Source organism: Paraburkholderia phymatum (assembly GCF_040965635.1).
In the GTDB taxonomy this organism is placed as follows: domain Bacteria; phylum Pseudomonadota; class Gammaproteobacteria; order Burkholderiales; family Burkholderiaceae; genus Paraburkholderia; species Paraburkholderia phymatum_B.
The window spans coordinates 14,565-36,337 of record NZ_JBFRCH010000008.1; the positions used below are offsets into that span (position 1 = coordinate 14,565).

General features: G+C 64.1%; 21 protein-coding genes and 1 pseudogene. 15 read left to right on the top strand and 7 right to left on the bottom strand.

The window, feature by feature from the left end; all coding sequences use genetic code 11:
* Positions 1–222: 222 nt before the first annotated feature.
* Together AB4Y32_RS16990 and AB4Y32_RS16995 are read left to right on the top strand one after the other, a co-directional pair.
* Positions 223–1,329 (top strand): aromatic ring-hydroxylating dioxygenase subunit alpha, encoded by a 1,107-nt coding sequence (locus tag AB4Y32_RS16990; RefSeq protein ID WP_368722449.1) that lies wholly within the window; start codon positions 223–225, stop codon positions 1,327–1,329.
* Positions 1,330–1,438: 109 nt separating this feature from the next.
* Positions 1,439–2,308 carry a sulfurtransferase gene (locus tag AB4Y32_RS16995; protein ID WP_368722450.1) on the top strand — a complete coding sequence of 290 codons (870 nt, stop codon included), beginning with the start codon at positions 1,439–1,441 and terminating at the stop codon, positions 2,306–2,308.
* Between the two features lie 296 nt (positions 2,309–2,604).
* Here the strand turns inward: AB4Y32_RS16995 and AB4Y32_RS17000 are convergent, their stop codons facing one another.
* The 3 genes from AB4Y32_RS17000 to polA all read right to left on the bottom strand — a co-directional run bounded on the left by AB4Y32_RS17000 (position 2,605) and on the right by polA (position 8,043).
* Positions 2,605–3,477, bottom strand: a complete 873-nt coding sequence (locus AB4Y32_RS17000; RefSeq protein ID WP_368722451.1) for a dienelactone hydrolase family protein — start codon at positions 3,475–3,477, stop codon at positions 2,605–2,607.
* Positions 3,478–3,697: 220 nt separating this feature from the next.
* Positions 3,698–5,047, bottom strand: a complete 1,350-nt coding sequence (locus AB4Y32_RS17005; protein WP_368722452.1) for an NAD(P)/FAD-dependent oxidoreductase — start codon at positions 5,045–5,047, stop codon at positions 3,698–3,700.
* Positions 5,048–5,295: 248 nt separating this feature from the next.
* Entirely contained in the window at positions 5,296–8,043 is a 2,748-nt protein-coding gene (gene polA / locus AB4Y32_RS17010) for a DNA polymerase I (protein WP_368722453.1), read from the bottom strand.
* A 1-nt stretch (position 8,044) separates the two neighbouring features.
* On the opposite strand from polA, the gene AB4Y32_RS17015 reads away from it, so the two are divergent.
* Positions 8,045–8,788, top strand: coding sequence for a TIGR00730 family Rossman fold protein (locus AB4Y32_RS17015; RefSeq protein ID WP_368722454.1), 744 nt, complete (start codon positions 8,045–8,047; stop codon positions 8,786–8,788).
* Positions 8,789–8,839: 51 nt separating this feature from the next.
* On the opposite strand, the gene AB4Y32_RS17020 is transcribed toward AB4Y32_RS17015, so the two are convergent.
* Entirely contained in the window at positions 8,840–9,802 is a 963-nt protein-coding gene (locus tag AB4Y32_RS17020) for a transcriptional regulator GcvA (protein WP_368722455.1), read from the bottom strand.
* Positions 9,803–9,900: 98 nt separating this feature from the next.
* Between AB4Y32_RS17020 and AB4Y32_RS17025 the strand changes: the two genes are divergently transcribed.
* Both AB4Y32_RS17025 and AB4Y32_RS17030 read left to right on the top strand, forming a co-directional pair.
* Positions 9,901–10,521, top strand: a complete 621-nt coding sequence (locus AB4Y32_RS17025; RefSeq protein ID WP_368722456.1) for a chromate transporter — start codon at positions 9,901–9,903, stop codon at positions 10,519–10,521.
* The gene (locus AB4Y32_RS17030) at positions 10,518–11,051 is read left to right on the top strand and encodes a chromate transporter (protein ID WP_368722457.1); all 534 of its coding nucleotides are present in this window, start codon (positions 10,518–10,520) and stop codon (positions 11,049–11,051) included. The genes AB4Y32_RS17025 and AB4Y32_RS17030 overlap by 4 nt, the downstream gene beginning before the upstream one ends.
* Positions 11,052–11,083: 32 nt before the next feature.
* Here the strand turns inward: AB4Y32_RS17030 and AB4Y32_RS17035 are convergent, their stop codons facing one another.
* Positions 11,084–12,610 (bottom strand): AMP nucleosidase, encoded by a 1,527-nt coding sequence (locus AB4Y32_RS17035; RefSeq protein WP_368722458.1) that lies wholly within the window; start codon positions 12,608–12,610, stop codon positions 11,084–11,086.
* 244 nt (positions 12,611–12,854) lie between these two features.
* On the opposite strand from AB4Y32_RS17035, the gene AB4Y32_RS17040 reads away from it, so the two are divergent.
* From AB4Y32_RS17040 to AB4Y32_RS17065, 6 genes and pseudogenes are all read left to right on the top strand, one after another.
* The gene (locus AB4Y32_RS17040) at positions 12,855–13,250 is read left to right on the top strand and encodes a hypothetical protein (RefSeq protein WP_368722459.1); all 396 of its coding nucleotides are present in this window, start codon (positions 12,855–12,857) and stop codon (positions 13,248–13,250) included.
* 204 nt (positions 13,251–13,454) lie between these two features.
* The gene (locus AB4Y32_RS17045) at positions 13,455–14,450 is read left to right on the top strand and encodes a homoserine kinase (protein ID WP_368722460.1); all 996 of its coding nucleotides are present in this window, start codon (positions 13,455–13,457) and stop codon (positions 14,448–14,450) included.
* A complete protein-coding gene (locus tag AB4Y32_RS17050) occupies positions 14,441–15,253 on the top strand; it encodes a BPSS1780 family membrane protein (RefSeq protein ID WP_368722461.1) in 813 nt (270 codons plus the stop codon). The genes AB4Y32_RS17045 and AB4Y32_RS17050 overlap by 10 nt, the downstream gene beginning before the upstream one ends.
* Positions 15,254–15,390: 137 nt before the next feature.
* Complete coding sequence (locus tag AB4Y32_RS17055) at positions 15,391–15,846, top strand: MarR family winged helix-turn-helix transcriptional regulator (RefSeq protein ID WP_368722462.1); 456 nt, start codon at positions 15,391–15,393, stop codon at positions 15,844–15,846.
* 168 nt (positions 15,847–16,014) lie between these two features.
* On the top strand, positions 16,015–16,434 hold the full coding sequence (locus tag AB4Y32_RS17060) for an organic hydroperoxide resistance protein (RefSeq protein ID WP_368722463.1): 420 nt from the start codon (positions 16,015–16,017) through the stop codon (positions 16,432–16,434).
* Between the two features lie 194 nt (positions 16,435–16,628).
* A pseudogene (locus AB4Y32_RS17065) lies at positions 16,629–16,724 on the top strand (FAD-binding domain-containing protein); the annotation flags it as partial.
* Positions 16,725–16,931: 207 nt separating this feature from the next.
* Here the strand turns inward: AB4Y32_RS17065 and AB4Y32_RS17070 are convergent.
* Both AB4Y32_RS17070 and AB4Y32_RS17075 read right to left on the bottom strand, forming a co-directional pair.
* A complete protein-coding gene (locus tag AB4Y32_RS17070; protein ID WP_368722464.1) occupies positions 16,932–17,108 on the bottom strand; it encodes a DUF3563 family protein in 177 nt (58 codons plus the stop codon).
* A gap of 107 nt (positions 17,109–17,215) precedes the next feature.
* A complete protein-coding gene (locus AB4Y32_RS17075; RefSeq protein WP_368722465.1) occupies positions 17,216–18,400 on the bottom strand; it encodes an extracellular catalytic domain type 1 short-chain-length polyhydroxyalkanoate depolymerase in 1,185 nt (394 codons plus the stop codon).
* Positions 18,401–18,755: 355 nt separating this feature from the next.
* Between AB4Y32_RS17075 and AB4Y32_RS17080 the strand changes: the two genes are divergently transcribed.
* From AB4Y32_RS17080 to AB4Y32_RS17095, 4 genes are all read left to right on the top strand, one after another.
* Positions 18,756–19,466 carry a phosphatase PAP2 family protein gene (locus tag AB4Y32_RS17080; RefSeq protein ID WP_368722466.1) on the top strand — a complete coding sequence of 237 codons (711 nt, stop codon included), beginning with the start codon at positions 18,756–18,758 and terminating at the stop codon, positions 19,464–19,466.
* 110 nt (positions 19,467–19,576) lie between these two features.
* On the top strand, positions 19,577–20,356 hold the full coding sequence (modA, locus tag AB4Y32_RS17085; protein ID WP_368722467.1) for a molybdate ABC transporter substrate-binding protein: 780 nt from the start codon (positions 19,577–19,579) through the stop codon (positions 20,354–20,356).
* 27 nt (positions 20,357–20,383) lie between these two features.
* Entirely contained in the window at positions 20,384–21,058 is a 675-nt protein-coding gene (gene modB / locus AB4Y32_RS17090) for a molybdate ABC transporter permease subunit (RefSeq protein ID WP_368722632.1), read from the top strand.
* A 1-nt stretch (position 21,059) separates the two neighbouring features.
* Positions 21,060–21,761: an ATP-binding cassette domain-containing protein gene (locus AB4Y32_RS17095; RefSeq protein ID WP_368722468.1), complete on the top strand. Its 702-nt coding sequence runs from the start codon at positions 21,060–21,062 to the stop codon at positions 21,759–21,761.
* The last annotated feature ends 12 nt before the right edge of the window (positions 21,762–21,773 follow it).

Here is a 21,773-nt window from a genome sequence, read left to right on the forward strand (position 1 = left end):
GCGCACCGATCGAGGCAGGCGCGACGCTTGCGCAACACTTCTGGCAACAGAAAAGAATCCAGCGTTTTCCGCCATAAATCGCGAACTTCAACGACATTTTTAACCCAAATCAGGTACTTAAGCGCCCCAAGGAGGGGGAAACAGGTATAATCGCGGGCTCCCTAAATCGAATCTTCGATGGTTGGGTTGTTCACTGCTTTCACGTCTTCATCGGGAGTGGGAATGTCCAATCTGAGCAATGCATTGCAGCTGAAGGCTATCCACAGCCAGCTGCCAGTCACGGCTTACTTTGACCAGGCGCTTCACCAGCGCGAACTCGAAATCCTTTTCAAGAAAGGTCCTCGCTACGTCGGGCACGAACTCATGGTTCCCGAAGCGGGAAACTATTTTGCCCTGCCCAGCGAAAGCGAGGGGCGCGTGCTCGTTCGGAATCAGCAGTCGCAAATCGAACTGCTGTCGAACGTGTGCCGCCACCGTCAGGCGATCATGCTGAACGGGCGCGGACAGACGGAGAACATCGTCTGCCCCCTGCATCGCTGGACATACGATCTGAACGGCCAGCTGCTCGGCGCGCCGCATTTCGCCGACAACCCCTGCCTCAACCTCGGGGCCACGTCGCTGCAAAGCTGGAACGGCCTGCTGTTCGAGTCGCAGGGCCGCGACGTCGCGAAAGATCTCGCGCGTCTCGGCACGGCGAAACACTTCGACTTCGCCGACTACATGTTCGACCACGTCGAAGTGCACGAGTGCAACTACAACTGGAAGACCTTCATTGAGGTCTATCTGGAGGACTATCACGTCGTGCCGTTCCATCCGGGCCTCGGCAGCTTCGTCAATTGCGACGACCTGAAATGGGAGTTCGGCGAGTGGTACAGCGTGCAGACGGTCGGCGTGCACAACGAGCTCGCGCGTCCGGGCAGCCCGACGTACCGCAAGTGGCACGACGAAGTGCTGCGTTACCGCGAAGGCAAGATGCCCGAGTTCGGCGCGATCTGGATGGTGTACTACCCGGGCATCATGATCGAGTGGTATCCGCATGTGCTCGTCGTGTCGTGGCTGATTCCGCGCGGTCCGCAGAAGACGACCAACGTCGTCGAGTTCTATTACCCTGAGGAAATCGCACTGTTCGAGCGTGACTTCGTCGAGGCAGAGCGCGCCGCGTACCTGGAAACGGCGCGTGAAGACGACGAGATCGCCGAGCGCATGGACGCCGGCCGCCGCGCGCTGCTGGAGCGCGGCGAATCGCAGGTCGGTCCGTATCAGAGCCCGATGGAAGACGGCATGCAGCACTTCCACGAGTTTCTGCGGCGTCAGCTCGGCGCGGTCTGAGTATTCGTCGGACGGCTATCGGCAAAGGAAGACGGGCTTCGGCCCGTCTTTTTTGTTTAGACTACCTGTATCGTTCGGCGCTGCCGAAGCCAGTCTCTCAGGAGCCGTCATGCCACACACTCACTACACCACGCTGATCTCCGCCGATAACCTCGCTGAACGTCTGGCTGCCGCGCCGGGCAGCGTCTTCATCGCCGATTGCCGCTTCGATCTCGCCGACACCGATGCGGGCGAGAAGGGCTACGCGGCGGGCCATCTGCCGCACGCGCACTATCTGCACCTCGACCGCGATCTGTCGGGCCCGAAGACGGGCACCAACGGGCGCCATCCGTTGCCCGATCGTCAGAAGCTCGTCGACCGTCTCACCGAGCTCGGCCTCAAGCAAGGCCAGCAGGTGGTCGCCTATGACGAACAGGGCGGCATGTACGCCGCGCGTCTGTGGTGGCTGCTGCGCTGGCTGGGTCACGATTCCGTCGCGCTGCTCGACGGCGGACTTCAGGCCTGGCAAGCGGCCGGCCAGCCGTTGACGCAAGACGCGCCGCCCAAGGCCAAGGGCGACTTCAAGGCGGGCGCCCCGCTTGCCGTGACCGTCGACGCGCAGGCCGTCGAGCGCAACCTTGGTACGCACGAGCGCGTGCTGGTCGACGCGCGCGCCGCGGACCGCTATCGCGGCGAGAACGAAACGCTGGATCGCGTCGGCGGCCACATTCCGGGCGCGCGCAACCGCTACTTCAAGGACAACCTGACCGCGGACGGCCGCTTCAAGTCGGCACATACGCTGCGTGACGAATTCGGCGCCGTCATCCCGGGCGTAGCCGGCGAGCACGTCGTGCTGCAATGCGGCTCCGGCGTCACCGCGTGCCACAACGCGCTCGCGATGGAGGTTGCGGGACTGCACGGCGCAGCGCTGTATCCGGGATCGTGGAGCGAATGGAGTTCCGATCCAGCGCGGCCAGTGGCGACGGGCGCCAATCCTTGAACCGCCGCTAGCCGTTCGCTGACTGCGGCGCCTTTGCCGTGGTCAGACTGGCGCGCCGCCGGTATCCGCGCGGCGCGCCCGCACCCCAAGGGGAGCGCGGCGCGGCGTGCAGGCGGAAAACGCGGACCCGAAACCGACCCTGAAGACCCATCGCAAACAACTTTGCCACGGCTGTAAAAGACGGCCGGACAGCCCACCGCGACTCCATAAAGCCGATCCGTAGAGGAATCCGACGTTACCGCGATGCGGCCAGCGCATGGTCGCGCGAAATCCGCACGGCCGACGCAACACCACAATCAGCCGACGCCATGCTGCTTGAACCAGGCAAGCGCCCGCTTCCAACCGTCCTCGGCATCGGCCTGCCGGTAGCTCGGCCGATAGTCGGCAAAAAACGCATGCCCCGCGTCGTCGTAGACGACGAACTGCGCCCCACGCCCCGCCTGCGGCCCTTGCGCGATCGCCTGCTTCATCTTCTCCAGCGAGTCTTGCGGAATGCTCTGATCCTGCCGTCCATACAGACCTAGAACGGGCACCTGCAGATCGGACACGCGGTCGATCGGATTGGCGGGCGTCATCGGCGTCTGGTCGCCGGCCACGCGCCCGTACCACGAAACGGCCGCCTTCAGCCGCGGATTGTGTTCCGCGTACAGCCACGCGATGCGCCCGCCCCAGCAAAAGCCGTTAACCCCGATCCGGTTCATGTCGCCGCCGTGCTGGCCGGCCCATTTGAACGTCGCGTCGAGATCGGCGAGCACCTGGGCATCGGGCACCTTGCTCACGACCTCCTCGTTGAGCTGCTGCATCGACGGGTACTTCGTCGGATCGCCCTGGCGTACATACAGGTTCGGCGCGACGGCCAGATAGCCCTGCTTTGCGAAGCGTCGGCAGACATCCGCGATATGCTCGTGCACGCCGAAGATTTCGTGGATCACGATGATCACGGGCAGATGCGTCTTGCCCTTCGGCTGCGCGCGGTACGCAGGCACCAGCGTATCGCCCGAGTGGACGCCGACCTCGCCCGCATCGAGCCCTTCGCTATCGGTGTGGATAGTCTGCGCGGACACGGGCAGCACGCACGCCGCAAAGCCGCTGCCGAGCGCCGCCTTGATGAAGGTGCGCCGATCGAAGGGCACGTGAGGAACGAGACTGTCGACTTCTGGCTTCAGCATGCGGTGCTCCTTGATGAAATGACAAGGGTGAACGGCAAGGAAGGCAAGCAAGGATCTTGCAGGGGCGGGAGCAGGTGCCCTGTATGGGGCTGGAGTAAGTGCTAAAGCACTAACTCCCGTCGACTACCCTGTATGGGACCGGAGTAAGTGCTAAAGCACTAACTCCCGTCGACACAGCATACGCGCAAGCGCATTCCGTTGCAGAAGCATCGACCGGCAATCAGTGCAGCTTCACGCGCGGCAATGTAGTGCGCCGCAACCAGTGCGCGAACGTATCGAGCACCATCCGCGCGTAGCCGTGCAGTGCCGCGATATGCAGCCGGTACAGCGACATGTACATGAAGCGCGCGAAGAGCCCTTCGATCAGCATGTTGCCGCCGATCACGCCGCCCATCAGATTGCCGACCGCGCTGAAGTGCCCAAGCGACACCAGCGAGCCGAAGTCGTGATACGTGAACTCGGGCAGCGGCCGGCCTTCGAGCAGATTGCCGAATGCGCGTAACAGAAAGCTCGCCTGCTGATGCGCGGCCTGCGCGCGAGGCGGCACGTTGCGCTCGTTGCCGGGCCACGGGCACGCTGCGCAATCGCCGAGCGCAAACACGTTGTCGTCGATCTCGGTCTGCAGCGTGCGGCGCACCTGCAACTGGCCGAGCCGGTTCACAGGCAAGCCGTCGAGCTGGCTCAATACGGGCGGCGCCTTGATGCCCGCGGCCCACACGGTCAGGTCGGCGCGGACGGTCTTGCCGCTTGCCGTGCGCACGAGGCCCGGCGCGACTTCCGCAACCGTCTCGCCCACCATCAGCTTCACGCCGAGCTTTTGCAGCAGTTCGGCCGTCGCCGTCGATACGCGCTCCTGTAGCGCCGGCAAAATGCGCGGCCCCGCTTCGATCAGCACGATGCCGACGTCATGACGCGGATCGAGCTTATGCAGCCCGTACGCGGACAGCACCTGCGCCGTATTGCGCAGTTCCGCCGACAGCTCGACACCCGTTGCGCCGCCGCCGACGATCGCGACCTGGATGCGCGGCTCCGTCGATGCGTGCGTGCCGGGATTCGATTCGACGGGCTCATGCGCCTGATGCTCGGCGCGCATGCAGGCGGCAATGAGGCGCTTGCGAAAGCGCTCGGCCTGCTGGACGGTGTCGAGCGCAATCGAACATTCCGGCGCGCCCTTCACGCCGAAGAAATGCGTGGTGCTGCCGATCGCGATGACGAGCGTGTCGTATTCGAGCCCGCGTTCGGGAAGAAGCTCGGCGCCGTCGTCGTCGAGCACGCGGCCGAGCGTGATTCGTTTTGCGGTGCGATCGAGCGCGGTCAGTTCGCCCTGCTGGAATTCGAAGCCGTGCCAGCGCGCCTGCGCCGCGTATTCGAGTTCCTGCGTGAAAGGGTCCATGCTGCCCGCTGCAACTTCATGCAGCAGCGGTTTCCAGATATGCGTCGGATAACGGTCGACCAGCGTGACCTGCGCGAGCGGCACGCCATTTCTCTTCTTGCGCGCATAACGGTCGCCGAGCCGCGTCGCCAGCTCGAGACCGCCCGCACCTCCACCCACGACGACAAAACGATGCATCAGGACTCTCCGTATGAAACGACAAGTTGTGCGTCGATGCGGCTCACTTCGCGCGTGTGCGGCCGCTTTTGTTTGTTGTTATTCGCGTTCTGTCGATTGTCGGCGACCAGCGGGACAAGTCACAAGTCCGTCATGTGCGACTGTGACTTGCGAGCGACGTGTCCCGCTCGTCGTTCCGCGCATTGTCCCGTTGACCTGGAGAAGCAACAATGCTGTGTCAGTGTGTCGTGGCACGCATGACTGGCATGTCAGTGCGCTTCTTCCCAGTTCGCGCCCGCGCCCACTTCGGCGACGAGCGGCACCTTCAGTTGCGCGACGCCGCACATCAGTTCCGGCAAGCGCTTGCGGACATCGGAGAGCTCGTCGTCCGGCACTTCGAGAATCAGTTCGTCGTGCACCTGCATGATCATGCGCGTGCCAATGCCCGACTCTTCGATCCACTTCTGAACCGCGATCATCGACATCTTGATCAGGTCGGCGGCCGTGCCCTGCATCGGCGCATTGATCGCGGCGCGCTCCGCGGCCTGGCGGCGCGGGCCGTTGCCGCCGTTGATCTCGGGCAGCCACAGACGCCGGCCAAACACGGTCTCGACGTAACCCTTCGCCTTCGCGCTCGAACGTGTGTTCTCCATGTACGCGGCAACGCCCGGATAACGCGCGAAATAGCGGTCGATATAGAGCTTCGCGGCATCGCGCGTGATGCCGAGGTTCGATGCGAGACCGAACGAGCTCATCCCGTAGATCAGGCCGAAGTTGATGACCTTCGCGATGCGCCGCTGATCGTTCGACACTTCGAGCGGCGTCACGCTGAACACTTCGGATGCCGTAGCGCGGTGAATGTCTTCGCCCTGCTTGAACGCGCGCAGCAGCGCTTCATCGCCGGAGATATGCGCCATGATCCGCAACTCGATCTGCGAGTAGTCCGCCGACACGAGCTTGTGTCCGGCCGGCGCGATGAACGCTTCGCGGATGCGGCGGCCTTCACCCGTGCGCACGGGAATGTTCTGCAGATTCGGATCATTCGATGCGAGGCGCCCCGTCACCGCGACGGCCTGCGCATAGTTCGTATGCACGCGGCCCGTGGTCGCGTTGACCATGCGCGGCAGCTTGTCCGTGTATGTCGACTTCAGCTTCGACAGGCCACGATGCTCGAGCAAAATTTTCGGCAGCGGAAAATCTTCGGCAAGCTTTTGCAGCACTTCTTCATCGGTGGACGGCGCGCCGCTCGGCGTCTTCTTGATGACGGGCAACTCCAGCCTTTCGAAAAAGATCTGCCCGATCTGCTTCGGCGAGCCGAGATTGAATTCGCCGCCCGCCAGTTCATAGGCCTCTTTTTCGAGTTCGACGAGACGCGTTGCGATCTCGTTGCTCTGCACGCGCAGCTTTTCCGCGTCGATCAGCACGCCGTTGCGCTCCATCTTGCGCAGCACGCGCGACGTCGGCACTTCGATGTTCCGGTACACGTGATCGAGCGGCACTTCCGCGGCGATCTGCGGAAACAGCGCACGATGCAGGCGCAGCGTGATGTCGGCATCTTCGGCCGCGTATTCGGATGCCTTGTCGAGTGGCACTTCATCGAAGCCGATCTGCGATGCGCCCTTGCCCGCCACGTCCTCGTACTTGATCGTCGTGAGGCCGAGATGGCGCAACGCGAGGTTGTCCATGTCATGCGGACGATGCGATTCGAGCACATATGACTGCAACAGCGTGTCGTGCTCGATGCCGTTCATCGTGATGCCGTAGTTCGCGAGCACCTGCTCGTCGTACTTCACATGCTGGCCGACCTTCTTCTTGTCCGCGCTTTCGAGCCACGGCTTGAGCTTCGCGAGCACTTCGTCGCGCGGCAGTTGCACGGGCGTATCCGGCCCGCGATGCGCGAGCGGAATATACGCGGCCTTGCCCGCTTCGACCGCGATCGAAATGCCGACGATCCGCGCAACCATCGGATCGAGCGACGTGGTCTCCGTATCGAACGACGTGATGTCGGCGGCGTCGAGCTTCGCGAGCCACGCGTCGAGCTGCTCCCACGTCTGCACGGTGTCGTACTCGCGCGCGCGCTCGCCGTCGACGGTCGGCGCGGGCGGCACATCCGTCTCGGGCCCTTCGACGGCATCGGCGATTTCCACTTCGCGCAGCCACGTCTTGAAGCCGTGACGCGTGAAGATGTCGCGCAACTCCTCGCGCGCTTCGGGTCGCGTGGCGAGCGTCTCTTCGAACGAGTTCACGTGCTCGGTCAGATCGCATTCCGTCTCGACCGTGACGAGCTTTTTCGCCATCGGCAGGAAATCGAGCGCACGCCGCAGATTGTCTCCTACCGCACCTTTGATTTCATTCGCGTGTGCGACGATGCCATCGAGGGTTTCGAATTGCGTGAGCCATTTGAGTGCCGTTTTCGGGCCGCATTTCTCGACACCCGGCACGTTGTCGACGGTATCGCCGATCAGCGACAGGTAGTCGACGATGCGCTCGGGCGGCACGCCGAACTTCGCGACGACGCCTTCGCGGTCGAGCTTCTCGTTCGTCATCGTATTGATGAGGGTGACATGATCCGTCACGAGCTGCGCCAGATCCTTGTCCCCCGTGGATACGATCACGTTCATGCCGCGCTGTTCCGCGCGCCGCGCGAGCGTGCCGATCACGTCGTCGGCCTCGACGCCTTCGATCATCAGAAGCGGCCAGCCGAGCGAGCGCACGGCAACGTGAATCGGCTCGATCTGCTTGGCCAGATCTTCGGGCATCGACGGACGGTGCGCCTTGTATTGCGGGTACCAGTCGTCGCGAAACGTCTTGCCTTTGGCATCGAACACGCACGCGCTATACTCTGCCGTAACTTCCTTGCGCATACGGCGCAGCATGTTGATGATTCCGTAGAGCGCACCTGTTGGTCCGCCATCTGGACCGCGCAGATCAGGCATCGCATGGTAGGCCCGGTACAGATAACTCGAACCGTCAACCAATAGCAGGGTCTTACCTTCCAGGTTCTGTTCTTCAGGCATTATGACTAAGAGAAAAGTGATTCCGAGTCTGCGATCGCTCGCAGATCAAGAGCGCGCAACAGCCAAGAAGGCCCGCGCATCGTGGCAGATGTTCACGATTATGGCAGAGTTTATCGAGGCGACCGAGTACCTGTCGGAGATCCGCCCGGCCGTGAGCATCTACGGTTCGGCACGTCTGAAACCGAACTCGCCGTACTACAAACTGGCCACCACTATTGCACGCAAGCTCTCCGATGCCGGCTTCGCTGTGATCTCCGGCGGCGGCCCCGGCATCATGGAGGCGGCCAACAAGGGCGCACATGCAGGCAAGGCGCCGTCCGTCGGCCTGAACATCGAATTGCCTCACGAGCAATCGGGCAACCAGTGGCAGGACATCTCGCTGCGCTTTCGCCACTTCTTCACGCGCAAGGTCACGTTCGTGAAGAACTCGGATGCCGTCATCGTGATGCCGGGAGGCTTCGGCACACTCGACGAACTCGCCGAAGTGCTCACGCTGATTCAAACAAAGAAGTCGCGACATGTGCCCATCATTCTCGTCGGCGCGGAGTTCTGGAAGGGCCTGCTCGGCTGGTTCGAAGCGCAACTGGTGCCGATGGGCCTCATCAATCCCGAGGACATGAACCTGATGCAGGTGATCGACGAGCCCGACCAGGTGCTCGAAGCCGTGCTCGCATTCTATGAAGAGCGTGAAGAGCCCGAAGCGCATCCCGCGAAGTCGGACGAAGACCGGATGTTCTACCTGTGATGGTTTGAAGCGCGCATGGCGGACAGTGCGTTGCGTTGTCCATCATCACGTCTATCGCGACGCGACATGCGTCTTGCCGTGTGTCGTTGCCGGCGTATCAACTTCTGCTCCCGTTTCCACTTTCGTCTGCGCCGCCTGTGCTTCGAGCCAGCGGCAAAACTGTCCGACGAGCGGCGCGTTCGCCACTTCGCGCCGCGCGACCCACCAGTAGCCGCGCGCGCCGATGCGCGGTCCTTTTAACGGCATCACCAGCCGCCCCGACGCCAGCTCGTCGTCGACCAGCGGCATTGGTCCGAGCGCGACGCGCAAGCCATCCACGGCCGCCTGCAACGCCAGGTAGAAGTGATCGAACGACTGCTTCTTGCGGCACTTCGCGGTGACGCCCGCCGCGTGCAGCCAGTGCTGCCACGCGTCAGGCCGCGTATCCGAATGCAGCAGCACATGACGCGCGAGATCGTCGGCCGCATGGATCGGCAGGCGCTGCAATAGCGCGGGACTGCACACAGGAAGCTCGCTTTCTTCGAGAAACTGCCCGCTCGCGCAATTGGGCCAGTGCGCGGGCCCGCGCCGCACGGCGACGTCGAAGCTGTCGAGCGTTTCGACGGGCGCATTCGACGTCGATAGCCGCAGCTCGACGTTCGGCGCCATCCGCTGAAACTGCGAGAGCCGCGGCAGCAGCCACTTCATCGCGAACGTCGGCAGCGCGTTCACGCGCAGCACGTGCACGACGCCTGTGTCGCGCAACTGATCGGTCGCCGCGGCGATGCTGTCGAACGCCGCCTGCACCGTCGATAGATAGCGGCGGCCGTCTTCCGTCAGCCGCACCCGCTTGCCGACGCGATGAAACACGTTCACGCCGACCCATGCCTCGAATGCGGCCACCTGACGGCTGATTGCACCGTGCGTCACATGAAGCTCGTCCGCGGCGGACGTGAAGCTGTTGTGCCGCGCCGCGGCTTCGAAGGCGCGCAGCGCCGGGAACGGGGGAAGCTTGCGGTTCGTCCTTGCATTCATCCTTGTGATTCTAGATCACAAGGACGTGCCCGATAAATCGTTTTGCGCCGCCCGGAATCGGCGCTAATCTTCACGCCTTGTACTGAATAGTGAACGCGATGGATCAGCACCCCGACGCGCCGGAGCATGCGCCCCCTCCGACCACGCGCGAAATCTTCATGGGCTTTCTGGGCCTCGGCCTGACGTCGTTCGGCGGCGCGCTGCCGCTCGCGCGGCGGACCATCGTCGAGCAGCGCCGCTGGCTGACGGCCGCCGAATTCACCGATCTGCTCGGCCTGTGCCAGTTCCTGCCGGGGGGCAACGTGATCAATCTGTCGGTGGCTCTGGGCATGCGCTTTCGCGGCCTGCGCGGCGCGCTGGCGGGCATTCTCGGACTGATCGCCGGACCGTCGCTCGTTGTGATCGCACTGGGCGTGATCTACGAGCGCACGCAGAACGATCCGCACATCAGGCATCTGTTCGCCGGACTCGCGGCAGCGGCAGCCGGCCTGCTGATCGCGATGGCCGTCAAGATTCTGCTGCCGCTGCGCCACGACCCGAGAGCCGCGACGATCGCCGCGCTGGGCTTCGTCGCGATCGCATTGCTGCGCTTCCCGCTGCTGCCGACGATGCTCGTACTGACGCCGCTCAGCATCTACATCGCATCGCGCGTGGCGAAAGCCGATACGGCTGCGGCACAGGCGCAAACGCCGCGTCGCCAGAACGAGGTATCGAAATGACCGATACGTTGATTGCGCTCGCCGTCATCTTCAGCCAGCTATCGCTGCTCGCGTTCGGTGGCGGCAACACCATCTTGCCGGAGATGCAGCGGCAGGTCGTCGAGGTGCATCACTGGATGCCGGCCAGCGAATTCAGCGCGCTTTTCGCGCTCGCGCAGGCCGCGCCGGGGCCGAACATGATGGTCGTGACGCTCGTCGGCTGGCATGTGGCGGGCTGGGCGGGGATGCTCGTGACGTCGCTCGCGAAGTTCGGACCGTCGTCCGTCGTCACGCTGCTCGCGATGCACGCGTGGAACCGCTTCAAGGACCGTCCGTGGCGGCGCATCGCGCAGAAGGGGCTCGTGCCCGTGACGGCGGGTCTCGTCGCGGCGAGCGCGGTTCTCATCGCGCAGGCGTCGGACACGTCATGGCTCGCGTGGGTCATCACGGGCACATGCGCGGTGCTCGCGTTCAGGACGCGCATTCATCCTTTATGGCTGCTCGGAGCCGGCGCGCTCGCGGGGCTCGCCGGACTCCCGTTCGTCGGCTGACAAGCGCTCACACGCGCGTACCGCACACGCCACTACTGAAACGCCACTTCGGCGAAGCTGCGCAGCTTGCGACTGTGAAGCTTGTGCAGTCCGTTGGTGCGCAGAATCTCCATCGCCTTCACGCCGATCTGCAAATGCTGGTCGACCTGCGCGCGATAGAACTGGTCGGCCATGCCGGGCAGCTTCAGTTCGCCGTGCAGCGGCTTGTCGGACACGCACAGCAGCGTCCCGTACGGCACGCGGAAACGGAAGCCGTTCGCGGCGATCGTCGCGCTTTCCATGTCGAGCGCGATCGCGCGGCTTTGCGACAGGCGCTGCACCGGCTCGCGATGATCGCGCAACTCCCAGTTGCGGTTGTCGACGCTCGCGACCGTGCCCGTGCGCATCACGCGCTTCAACTCCGCGCCGTCGAGCTGCGTGACCTGCGCGACGGCGCGCTCCAGCGCGACCTGCACTTCGGCGAGGGCAGGAATCGGCACCCACAGCGGCAGGTCGTCGTCGAGCACGTGATCCTCGCGCACATAGCCGTGCGCGAGCACATAGTCGCCGAGACGCTGCGTGTTGCGCAGACCCGCGCAGTGGCCGAGCATGATCCAGGCGTGCGGGCGCAGCACTGCGATGTGATCCGTAATGGTCTTCGCGTTCGACGGGCCGACACCGATGTTGATCATCGTGATGCCGCTGCCGTCCGCGCGCTTCAGGTGATACGCGGGCATCTGCGGCAGGCGCGGCGGCGCCGTGCCTTCGTCGTCCTGCTCGCCGATATTCGCGTTGTACGTGATCACGTCGCCCGGCTCGACGAACGACGTGTACTCGCTGCGGTACGCGCGCAGATCGGCGTCGTCGGTCTTCGCCATCATCGTGCGGCCGAGCTTCACGAACTCGTCGATATAGAACTGATAGTTCGTGTACAGCACATAGTTCTGGCAATGCGTGGGCGACGTCGCTGTGTAGTGCTTGAGCCGATGCAGCGAAAAGTCGACGCGCGCCGCCGTGAAGAGCGCCAGCGGATGCGGCTCGCCGGGCATCGGCTCGTAGGTGCCGTTGACGATGCGGTCGTCGAGCAGCGCGAGATCGGGCGGGTCGAACACATCGCGCATCGAGAGCAGGCGCTCCCGGTCCAGATCGCCTTCGAGGTGGATGCCCTCGGCGAACGCGAAGTGAATGGGAATCGGCTGATCCGACACGCCCACTTCGACGGCCACATGATGGTTCTTCACCAGCAGGCGCAATTGCTCGCGATAGTAATTGCCGAACAGATCGGGCCGCGTCACCGTGGTCTCGAACACGCCCGGACCAGCGACGAAGCCATACGAGCGGCGCGAATCGACATGGGTGTTCATTTCCGTGCGCACGCGCACGAACGGATAGCACGCGCGCACGCGCCGGTCGAAAGGCTCGTTGCGCCGGAAACGCGCAAACGCATCGCGCAGGAACGATGTGTTCGCTTCATAGATGGCGGACAGGCGCGTGACGGCATCGGCGGCGTCGTCGAAGGCCTCGGTCGGGAACGCGTTAGCGGGCATGTGCACCGCGCGTTGATTGGTATCGTAGTTCATCTTCGTTCGCCTCGATTGATGCGACGACATTACCACGGAACCCGCGCTTTCTGATGTCCGCGCACCCGCTCATCAGCCGCCTGCGCTATCACGCGCACACATGATCGCGCGGTCCGTGCGACGCCTCGCACACATGCCGCGCATGCCGCGCGAGAAGCGCGCAAAATAAGGCTATCGCCCGCTGCTCATGCCCGTGAGCAGCACTGGATTTGCTAGAATCGGGCCATCCAATCGGAGAAACATCATGAAGCCGCTCTTCCCCGCCGCAGTTGCGCTGGCGCTCGCCGTCAGCGGCGTGGCGATGGCTGCCCAGCCTGCCCAGTCCGCGAAAGACGCAGACGCACAAGCCGAAGCCAACGAACGCGCGGGCCTGCCGGATCTGAGAGCGATCAACCGTCCCGCGGCCGAAGTCAGCTCGAAGGTCGAGATCAACAAGCCGCGTACGCCGAGCTTCTACGAGCGCAGCGGCAACGGCACCGAAATCACCGAATACCGCGACAAGGGCAAGCCCGTCGAGATCGACGTGCGCTCGAACTTCGGCACGCGCTACCAGATGAGCGCGCCCACCGACACGTCGCCGAAAGTGTACGAATCCGGCAAGCCGCCCGCGCGCCTGCCGTCCGTGAACCTGCATTACTGATCGACGCGAGCCGGCGCGTGCGCCCACTCGTGGCGATGCGCGCCAGCCTGCTTCAACCCGATAGGCGCTGGCGAACATCACATCCGGCACCCATCACATCGACGCACAACGCCGTACAACGAAGGCAACGACGTTTTCAACCCGCTTGCCCCGGCTCACACTGGCATCGCGCCAGCCGAACAACCTGATTCGACGCCCCCACGCATGGCCGTTTTCACCGCTGTCACCGAAGCCCAGCTCGCAGACTGGATGCGCCACTACAATCTCGGCGAAGTCGTCGACTTGCGCGGCATCACATCCGGAATAGAGAACAGCAATTTCTTTCTGACGACCACGCGCGGCGAGTACGTCCTCACCATTTTCGAAAAGCTGACGGCCGGGCAACTGCCGTTCTATCTCGACCTGATGCGCCATCTGGCGTCGCATCGCGTGCCCGTGCCGGACCCGATGCCGCGCGACGACGGTGCGCTGTTCGGCATGCTCAACGGCAAGCCCGCGACGGTCGTCACGAAGCTCGACGGCGCGCCAGAACTCGCGCCCGGCGTCGCGCATTGCGTCGAAGTGGGCCAGATGCTCGCGCGGCTGCATCTGGCGGGCCGCGATTTCCCGCATCATCAGCCGAATCTGCGCAGCCTGCCGTGGTGGCAGGAAACGGTGCCGAGCATCGTGCCATTCGTCACAGGTGCGCAACGCACGCTGCTCACGGAAGAACTCGCACATCAGCAGGCGTTCTTTGCGTCGGCGGATTATGCGTCGCTGCCGGAGGGTCCGTGCCATTGCGATCTGTTCCGCGACAACGTGCTGTTCGCGCACGCGGCGCCCGATACGCATCATGAAGTCGCGCTCGGCGGCTTCTTCGACTTTTATTTCGCGGGCTGCGACAAGTGGCTCTTCGACGTCGCCGTGACGGTCAACGACTGGTGCGCCGATCTCGCCACGGGCAAGCTCGACGAAGCACGCGTCGAAGCGTTGCTACGTGCCTATCAGACGGTGCGCCCGTTCACTCCCGCCGAAAACCGGCACTGGGGCGACATGTTGCGCGCGGGCGCGTACCGCTTCTGGGTGTCTCGCCTGTATGATTTTCATATGCCGCGCGCCGCCGAACTGCTCAAGCCGCACGACCCGGGTCATTTCGAGCGCATTCTTCGCGAGCGCCTCGCTGGCGTCGCACTCCCTGGCATTCATACCTCATGCAACTGATCGAAGTCCCGGCGAAAACCGGCTACGTCTGGTTCCGGCAAGGAATCTGGCTCTTTCGCAAGAACCCGCTTGCGTTTCTCACGCTGTTTTTCGCGTACCTGCTCGCGATGACGGCCATCTCGCTCATTCCCATCATCGGCGGCGTGCTGCCGCTGATGCTGATTCCGGGCGTCGCGGTCGGCTTCATGGCGGCGTGCCGCGACACGATTGCGGGCAAGCCGGTGCTGCCGACGATACTCGTCGACGGCTTCCGCTCGTACGGCAGCCAGGTCGCAAAGCGCCTGCTGCTGCTCGGCGTGCTCTACATCATCGCGATGGCCATCGTAATGCTGGGCTCGGCGCTCGCGGACGGCGGCGTGCTGTTGCATCTGATGGTCAGCGGCGAATCGATGCAGCCGGAAGCCATCGCGAACAGCGATATCCCGCTGGCCGTGCTGACGGCGCTCGCATTCTATGTGCCCGTCGCCATGCTGTTCTGGTTCGCGCCGATTCTCACCGCATGGCACGACGTGCCGACCATCAAGGCGATGTTCTTCAGCATCGTCAGTTGCTGGCGAAATCGCGGCGCCTTCGTCGTGTATGGCGCGCTGTGGTTCGCCGTCGCGACAACGGTGTCGATCGGACTGTCCGCGCTGCTGCAGGCGATCGGCGCGGGCGATCTCGCGCTCGTGATCCTGATGCCCGCGTCGATCATCGTCACCACGATGCTCTACTGCTCGTTTTATGCGACCTATCGCGGCTGCTTCGGCGTGCAGTCGCCCGGACAGCCGCTGCCGCCTGCGCCTTCTTCGCCGTCTTCGTAAGAGCCGGCTTTCTTCGGACCTGCGCCGTCGCTATGCGGCGTGGGTTTCCCGTCCGTTTGCATTGGTCCGTTGTGCCGTTTTTGCGGCACAATAGTTTGCACGCAATCCATTCGCACGCTTCGCTTCAGGGGACGCACATGACCCAGCGCACCGCTTTTCCCGTCACGCTCGACGAGCAGCTCTGCTTCGCGCTCTATTCGACGTCCCTTGCGATGACTAAAGCGTACAAGCCGATTCTCGACCGGCTCGGACTCACTTACCCGCAATATCTGACGATGCTGATCCTGTGGGAAAGCGACGACGTCACCGTGAAGGACATCGCCGCGCGCCTGAATCTGGACTCGGCGACGGTCACGCCGCTGCTCAAGCGGCTCGAAGCGCAAGGCTATATCGAGCGCTTGCGCGGCACCGAGGACGAACGGCTTGTGTTTATCCGGCTGACGAAATCGGGCGTCGCGCTCAAACGCACTGCACGCGATGTGCCGGGCGAAATTTTCTGCGCTACCCAGCAGACGCCCGAGTTCCTCACACGGCTGCGCGACGATCTGACGAAATTGCGCGGCACCCTGAACGACCATCTCGACCGCTACTGAAAACGCGAGTCCGGCGTAGCTATCGGCGGCTATCGGATCGATAGGCAATATAGTTTGTACACAAATGATTTGTACGCTATCTTTATCGCATGCCAGTCCGATAGCGATGCGCGCGAAAAGACCGGCAAGCACTGACCCAATCACTGAAACCGATCAAGGAGCGGAAAAATGAACGTACTGTACAAGGCAACGGCAACGAGCAACGGCGGTCGCGACGGTCGCGCGATCTCATCGGACAACGTGCTCGACGTGAAGCTGTCCGCACCGCGTGAACTCGGCGGCAACGGCGCGCAAGGCACGAACCCGGAACAACTGTTCGCCGCCGGCTACTCGGCGTGTTTTCTGAGCGCGATGAAGTTCGTCGCCGGCCAGCGCAAGCAGGCTGTGCCCGCTGACACGACGGTGACGGCCGATGTCGGCGTCGGCCCGAACGACAAAGGCGGCTTCGCGCTGGATATCGAATTGCGCGTGTCGCTGCCGGGTCTCGACGCGGCGGCGGCGCAGGATCTGGTGAACGCGGCGCATCAGGTGTGTCCGTACTCGAACGCGACGCGTGGCAATGTCGATGTGCGCGTAAAGGTGGTTTGAGTTCGGCGGCTCATCTGCATTAAGGCGCCCGCCCCTTCATGCGGGCGCTCTTCGACAGCACATGGCCCGCGCTCACGATCTCCACGCACATTTCGTCGCGGACTCGTCCGTTTTCGCTGCGATCTGCGCACGGACGACAACGCCACGCTGTACTACCGCGCTCGACTTCCACTTTGCGTGAACAACGGCTCTGCTGGCAGTGGGCGGCAACGACGGGCTGCGATGCGCAGCCATGGTTCCGGATGTTCAATCCGGTGACCCAATCGGAGAAATTCGATCCGCAAGGACGCTTGCGGAACTGGAGAAGGTGCCCGCGAAGTGGATTCACGTGCCCAGGGAGGCGGACCCGATGATCTGAAGAACAGGGGCGTGGCGAGAAGGACTGTCCACGGCTGTCGTCGATCATGCAAAAGCGCGCCGGGCGACGCTGGCGCGCTGCGCCCACGTTGAGCGCGCGTTTCTGGCCGGCTCACACACGCCGGTCAGCGCGATTCAGCTTAGCCCTGGCTCATCCACGACGGATGGCGCATTTGCGATTCGCGATCGATCTTGCGCATGCGGAACTCGAGGTCGTGCACATCCGCAGCTTCTGCCAGGTAGGCGTCGTTGCGCTCTTTGACGCGCTCGTCGTAGGACTTCGTCAGGAACAGGAAAAAGCGGCTGATCAGATACATGGTGAACCTCGAATGTGGCGTTAGGTGGCTGACACCTGGGGATAACCCGCATTATAGGGGAAAACCCTTGGTTTACGCCAGCACCCAATTCGAAGTGTGGCAATTTGTCAACTGGCGCGCGTACGGGCGCCTTCCGTGGCGCGAGCGGGCACGCGCGTCGACTCGGCGCGGCGCTGATGCCTGAAGAAATCCCACAACAGGCTGCTCGCATCCGGCCCTTTCGACGAATGGAACGGCACCGCGTCGTCGCCGCCGCTCCATGCGTGACCCAGCCCTTGAACGCGGCACAGCCGCACTACGCGCCGCCCGCCGCGCGTGTAGTCGCGCGTGATGACGGTCGCCTTGCGGTCCTCCTTCACGTCGCCGACCTTGCGCACGCCCTGCGCGTCGACGATGCCGTTCAGCCGCAGGAACTGCTCGGTCAGCTGCTCCGCGTTGACGGGCGCAACCACGTGGTCGGACTCGCCTTGCAGAATGATGGCGGGCATGCCCGGATACGCGGTCACGTCCGCGAGAGCATCGACGAGCGTCACGGGGTCCTGTCGCGTGCCGCGCCGCATGATGTCCATCGCGGTGATGCCGGAGTGCGCCTCGCCGAACGCCGGCCCCGAATGCAGCGCGACGGCTGCGAATCGGTCCGGAAAGTGCAGCGCCAGCAGCGTCGCCAGCCCCGCGCCCGCCGACAGCCCGGCCACATAGACCCGCTCGCGGTCGAAACGGTACGACTCGACAAGCGCATCGACGAGCGACACCACGGAGCGCGCCTCGGCCCGGCCGGCGCGGTCCGTATCGTCGTACCAATGCCAGCAGCGATGCGCGTGCGCGTGCTTCGACTGCTCCGGGTACAAGACTGCGAAGCCGTAGCGGTCGGCGAGCAGATTCATGCGCGTGCCTTCGGCGAATTCGTCGATTGACTGATTGCAGCCGTGCAGCATCACGATGAGCGGCACGTGCTTGAGCGACTTGCCGGCGGGCAGATACAGCCCGTATTGCAGATGATTGACAAGGCTGCCCGGCGCGGCGGGCGCCGAGTGAAACGAGCGCGTCCACGTGCCGCCCGCCCATGCGGCGGCGCGCGGCCGCACGCGCGATTCGCGCGCGCCGTGCTGCGGCACGTCGCGGGTGACGGTCTTGCGCACTTTCACCGAAGGCTTGGCGACGGGCGCCGCAGGCCGCGTCACGGGACGCTTGGTCTTGGACGCACGCTTCAACGTCGCGCGGGCGTGCTCTGTCTGGATCGCAAAGAGGCGCTTGAGGCCGCCTAGCCAGATTTTCGTAAGGCTTTTCGGCATAGGATTTTCTCGCAAATAGGGATCAATGCTGTCTGCCTAGAAAGCAGACTTGTGCAATGCACAATAACACCAATCCCGGTGCGATGCTGAACGTTGGCCGATGTGGATTCAGCGAAAAGGCTGTCGTCACACGTCTTTCCTCACACGATTTCCGAATTGTCCTAGCATCTGTCAGTTATAGCGTTTCTGTTTGCGACTGCGGCCGAACTACTCCCTCTATACTTATAAAATATGCGCCGCGCGAAAGTGCTCTGGGAAAAGCGCTATCCGATCCCGCACCGCCGCACGGCGCACGAATCCTCCGGCCGCAGGCCGCAACACGCTGCGCCCGATTCCATGTCGTGAACAAATGCCCATGCCTCATCTGCCATATCACTTCTGGTATCTGATCACCAGCTTCGGCGGCGCCGGACTGACGCTGCCGCTCGCCTTCGCCATCGCTCTGTGGCTGTCCGTCGGCTATTCGTGGAAGCTCGCGGCCGGCTGGCTCTTTCTGCTCGGCGTGGCCATCGCGCTCGTCACGGCGACGAAGGTAGCGTTTCTCGGCTGGGGCGTCGGCGTGCGCATGTGGGACTTCACCGGCCTGAGCGGACACGCGATGCTCGCCACGGCCGTCTACCCCGTCGCGGCCTTTCTCGTGCTGCTGCCCGCGCCGCCCGCCATGCGTGTCGCCGGCGTGGCGCTGGCGCTGTTCGGCGGCGCGCTGGTCAGCTTTTCGCGCATCGTCATCGAGGCGCATTCGCCTTCCGAGGCGATCACGGGCTGCATCGTCGGCGCGTTGACGGCGCTCGTGTTCATCCGCATTGCGTGGAACGCGACGCCGGGACGCGTGTCCATCGTCCCCGTCGCGCTGAGTCTGATGTTCATCGCGCTCGGCCTGCACAACGTACATGTGCCGACGCACCGCTGGGTCACGCATCTCGCGCTGAAGGTCTCCGGCCACGACCGGCCGTTCGTCCGCGGCAGCTGGCGGACACTGCGCGATACGAGCGTGCCCGTCACGCCATTCTCGCCGTTGCCGAACACGCGCAACGTCGCCATTCCGCTGCAAGATTCCGACGCGTAAAAGATTCGCCATTCAGGCCCCGATATGCTCAACATGTCGAGCGCTGTAACCGTACATATATTACGATGGCGTTTTCAACTCGTTTCCGGCCAGTCCGGCGCCACGTGCCCATGTCCGTCACGTCGATCCATCGCTTTCTGAAGCGCGCCGCGCTCGCCGCGAGCGCGCTCTCCATTGCCTTCAGCGCGCAGGCTCGCGCCGACGAGATCATCGTCTCCGCTGCCGCCAGCCTGACCAACGCGTTCAAGGCCGTCGGCGATGCGTACGAGCAGCAGCATCCCGGCGCGAAGCTGCTGTTCAACTTCGGCGCATCGGACGTGCTGATGCAGCAGATCGCGAAGGGCGCGCCCGCCGATGTGTTCGCTTCCGCCGATCAGAAGGCAATGGACAAGGCCGGCGTGCAAAAAGTCATCGTGCCGTCGACGCGTACGGACTTCGCCGCGAATTCGCTCGTGCTGATCGTGCCGGCGGACAGCAAGCGCGCGCCGTCTACGCTGAACGAGTTGACGACCGCAAGCGTGAAGCGCGTCGCGTACGGCGATCCGGCATCGGTGCCCGTGGGCCGCTATACGGAAGGCGCGCTGAAATCGGCGGGCGTGTGGGATGCCGTCAGCGCGAAGGGCGTGCTCGCGTCCAACGTGCGCCAGAGCCTCGACTACGTGTCGCGCGGCGAAGTCGACGCCGGCTTCGTCTTCGGCACCGATGCCGCCGTCATGCCCGACAAGGTCAAAGTCGCGCTGACCGTGCCGACGATCACGCCGATCACCTATCCGATCGCGCAGGTCGAAGGCAGCAGGCATGCCGCCGACGCGCAGTCGTTCATCGCATTCGTGCTGTCGCCGGCGGGCCAGGCCGTGCTCGCGAAGTACGGCTTCAAGCCGGCGCACTGAGCGGTCATTCGAGGCAAGGCGCGCATGATGGAACAGGCCTGGATTCCGCTGCTGCTGTCGCTGAAGGTCGCGGGCTGGGCGACCGCGCTGAACGTCGTGCTCGGCGTCGCGCTCGGCCTCGGCCTGTCGCGCTGGCGCTCGGGCGCGCGCGACGTGATCGATTCGCTGTTGACGCTGCCCCTCGTCATGCCGCCAACGGTGCTCGGCTATTACCTGCTGGTGCTGCTCGGCCGGCGAGGCGTAATCGGCGTATGGCTCGACCGCTTCGATATCCGGCTGGTGTTCACGTGGCAGGGCGCGGTGATCGCGTCGATGGTCGTGGCGTTTCCGCTCGTGCTGAAGTCCGCGCGCGCGGCGTTCGAATCCGTCGATCCGCAGCTCGAACGCGCGGCGCGCACGCTTGGCGTGAACGAAGCGGCCATCTTCTTTCGCGTGACGCTGCCGCTCGCGTCGCGCGGCATTCTGGCGGGCGCGCTGCTCGCGTTCGCACGCGCGCTCGGCGAATTCGGCGCGACGCTGATGATCGCCGGCAATCTGCCGGGCCGCACGCAGACGCTGTCGGTGGCCGTCTACGCCGCCGTGCAGGCCGGCGACGACAACACGGCCAATATCCTCGTGCTCGTGACGTCGATCACCTGCGTCGCGATCCTGCTGCTAGCGGGCCGGCTCGTGCCGCAACATTCGCTGATGACTTCCCGCTGACATGCCGCTCACCGTCGACATCCGCAAATCCCTGCACACGGCCGAGCGCCAGTTCACGCTCGACGTGTCGTTCAGCGCGAGCGCGCAGCGCATCGTGCTGTTCGGGCCGTCGGGCGCGGGCAAGAGCCTGACGCTGCAGGCGATCGCGGGCCTGCTGCGCCCCGACGAAGGCAAGATCACGCTGCACGGCGACGCCCTCTTCGACAGCGCGCGCGGCATCGACCAGAAGCCGCAGGCGCGCCGCCTCGCGTACCTGTTCCAGGACTACGCGCTGTTTCCGCATTTGAACGTGCGGCAGAACATCGGCTTCGGCATGCACTCAGGCTGGCTCAATCCGGGCCGGCGTTTCTCGCATCCGCAGATCGATTACTGGCTCGATACGCTGGACCTGAAAGGCGTCGCCGGGCACCATCCGGCGCAACTTTCCGGCGGGCAAAAGCAGCGCGTGGCGCTGGCGCGGGCGCTCGTCGCACAGCCGCGGCTGCTGCTGCTCGACGAGCCGTTTTCGGCGCTCGATCACGCGCTGCGCGAGCGCATGCGGCGCGAGCTGTGCGATCTGCAAACGCGGCTCGACATTCCGATGCTGTTGATCACGCATGATCCCGACGATGTCGCCGCGTTCGGAGATCAGGTCGTTCAGGTGTACGACGGCAGCGTGCGCGAAAACGCGCCGTTCAAGGGCTACGTGCGCACTCTTTCCTAACCGAGTGCACCG